General features: G+C 33.2%; 1 protein-coding gene and 2 pseudogenes. All 3 read left to right on the top strand.

Annotation, left to right across the window (positions count from 1 at the left end):
• Nucleotides 1-82: pseudogene (locus tag FTT71_RS13215) on the top strand (IS1 family transposase); the annotation flags it as partial.
• Between the two features lie 245 nt (nucleotides 83-327).
• The gene (locus FTT71_RS13210) at nucleotides 328-1,011 is read left to right on the top strand and encodes a response regulator (protein WP_180161023.1); all 684 of its coding nucleotides are present in this window, start codon (nucleotides 328-330) and stop codon (nucleotides 1,009-1,011) included.
• Nucleotides 1,012-1,063: 52 nt separating this feature from the next.
• A pseudogene (locus FTT71_RS13405) lies at nucleotides 1,064-1,126 on the top strand (helix-turn-helix domain-containing protein); the annotation flags it as partial.

The raw sequence follows: 1,126 nt of genomic DNA, 5'->3' as shown, positions 1-1,126 counted from the left end.
GCAAAGTCATTATGAATCTCTCGAAGTAGATGAGTTCTGGAATTTTGTTGGAAATAAAAAGAATAAACAATGGCTTATTTTTGTTCAAAAGTCATATTTTACCTCGGAGAAACCGGACATTTTTATTTTGGAGTTACATCTCTGTTTCGTATAACAGCCATTATGTTAAATGAATGATAATTGACATTTTGTTCATTAATACTGATATGCAACGAATTTTATTATATGTCACCCCTCAATTACAAATATAAATGACTGCTCGTCTAATCATCTCCATTACACAATTAAATGTTAAAATGCATAGCTACTTCATCTAAGATAAAATATATGTATCCAAATCTACAGCACAGCTTCGAAAACAGCGTCATTCTCGTTGTAGAAGATGATTATGATATTGGTGACATTCTTGAAAAATACATAAAAAATGAAAACATGCAGGTCATCCGTGCATTGGATGGACAACAAGCTTTAGAGTGCCTAAAAGCCAACTCTATCGACCTGATTCTCCTTGATATTAAATTACCCAAACTAAATGGCTGGGAAATTCTACAAATCATCCGTCAAACAAGTCATTTACCTGTCATTATGCTGACTGCCTTAGATGATCAAGTGAATAAGATCATGGGGCTAAAAATGGGTGCTGATGACTTTATTATTAAGCCATTTAACCCAAACGAAGTGATTGCACGAATACAAGCCGTACTTAGACGAAGTACAAGCCAAAATATGGAAATAACTAATATTATTCGTTATAGAAATATTGAAATTAATCCAGATCATCATCAAGTTTACATTTCAAATGGTCAAAGAAATCAGTTGCTCAACCTTACGTTAACTGAGTATAAGATACTGTTTTTGATGGCAAAAACACCGAATAAAGTCTTTACACGTAATGAATTGATCCAAAACTGTATGCCTGAAAGTGATGCTTTAGATCGCACTGTAGATAGCCATATCAGCAAATTACGCAAAAAACTTGAAGAAAATGATGTAAATGGCTTATTAAGTTGACAAAAATAACTAATCATGCGAAAAAGTTTTTTTAGTTAACAGATGTTCACACATGCCTCGAATTGTTTCTGTACCACTTAGTTTAGAACAGCGAGAACGACTCATTTTTCTGGCC

The sequence above is a fragment of the Acinetobacter sp. YH01004 genome (assembly GCF_013420455.1).
GTDB classification, from domain to species: Bacteria; Pseudomonadota; Gammaproteobacteria; order Pseudomonadales; family Moraxellaceae; genus Acinetobacter; species Acinetobacter towneri.
Note: the sequence above shows the minus strand (reverse complement) of the source record. Positions and strands in the feature narration are given on the sequence as shown.